Raw genomic sequence first — 1,123 nt, 5'->3', positions numbered from 1 at the left:
ATCGTCTTTCTTTGTAATCTTTTAATTCTTATTCTTAATCCTAAATGCTTCCTTCCAATTTTGTAAGTTTTTCTTTTGCCGATTTTATGTTTCTCCTTTGGCAAATTTCTTAAATAGGCTCTCTATTCATTCGTATAGTATTTTTCAGTAGTGTAGTAAATCTATGGATAACCGATTTCAAACGCTTGACTCATAACTGGAGTTTAGACTAAAAAAAGCAGTTGGGAAGACATCCGAACTGCTGTTTGGGAGAAAATGAGAAATTCACCAAAATTACTCAATCTCCCTAAAATGAACTTAGAACGACTAAAAAGATTTCGTCAAGAAGCGTACGAATTATTAGGAAAAGCTAAAGATGCAACAATGGATGTGATGGATGCGGTATTAATTACTAAAAGTGTGGATTCCTTTGCCGAATTATCTTTATCACCCGTATAAAGAGAGAAAGTTTTCCTCATTGTATGAAGCCATAGAAGATGTACGACCACAGCGTCGTGGGTTGATGAAACTGTATTTTCAAGAAATTCATCAAGATAAAGATAAAGATAAAAAGCAACGGATAATTTTGGCGGGTGATCATACGGCTTGGTCAAGAATTTATGCTCCTACCCTCAAAGACCGAACATATGAGCATGGGGCGAAAGTGATTAGTGGCAAGCCGATTACTGTGGGACACGGATACAGTACCCTGGCTCTTATTCCAGAGATGTCGGGAAGTTGGGCAAAACCCTTTACGTCATGAGAGAATTACGAGTTTTGAGAATCCCTTAACGAAGGCCGCTTTTCAACTGAGGCAAGCTTGTTATCATCTGAGAGAACGACCTCTAAGCCTTTGGGATAGCGAATACGGTTGCGCTTCTTTCATTAAACTAACAGTTGACATTCCTGCTGACAAGATCATGCGTCTGCGCCCCAATCGCTGTCTGTGGACAGCCCCTATTCAAGAGAAAAAAAGGGCAGACCCCGAAAACATGGAGACAAATTCAAGCTTTCTGACTCCCAAACATGGCCAAGTCCTATAGAAACTCTAGAAATTGACGACTCAACTTGGGGAAAAATAGAGATCAAACATTGGACAGGCTTACATTTTCGGGAAACGGCTAATGTGCCAATGGACATCATT

At 39.6% G+C, this 1,123-nt stretch carries 2 protein-coding genes and 2 pseudogenes; 3 read left to right on the top strand and 1 reads right to left on the bottom strand.

Translation table 11 applies throughout. The features are described 5' to 3' along the window. Positions 1–107, bottom strand: a pseudogene (locus CFPU101_RS26430) (IS1 family transposase); the annotation flags it as partial. Positions 108–255: 148 nt separating this feature from the next. On the opposite strand from CFPU101_RS26430, the gene CFPU101_RS25255 reads away from it, so the two are divergent. The 3 genes and pseudogenes from CFPU101_RS25255 to CFPU101_RS25245 all read left to right on the top strand — a co-directional run. Beyond that, complete coding sequence (locus CFPU101_RS25255) at positions 256–438, top strand: hypothetical protein (protein WP_206818639.1); 183 nt, start codon at positions 256–258, stop codon at positions 436–438. A gap of 19 nt (positions 439–457) precedes the next feature. After that, complete coding sequence (locus CFPU101_RS25250) at positions 458–742, top strand: hypothetical protein (RefSeq protein WP_206818637.1); 285 nt, start codon at positions 458–460, stop codon at positions 740–742. A 183-nt stretch (positions 743–925) separates the two neighbouring features. Then, a pseudogene (locus tag CFPU101_RS25245) lies at positions 926–1,123 on the top strand (transposase); the annotation flags it as partial.

Source organism: Chroococcus sp. FPU101, assembly GCF_017312365.1.
GTDB lineage: Bacteria > Cyanobacteriota > Cyanobacteriia > Cyanobacteriales > Microcystaceae > Chroococcus.
This window is presented reverse-complemented; position numbering and strand designations above follow the sequence as displayed.

What these genes read in the sequence shown, in the direction of transcription:
- CFPU101_RS25255 (WP_206818639.1), top strand. Translation starts at nt 256, where the DNA reads ATGAGAAATTCACCAAAATTACTCAATCTCCCTAAAATGAACTTAGAA.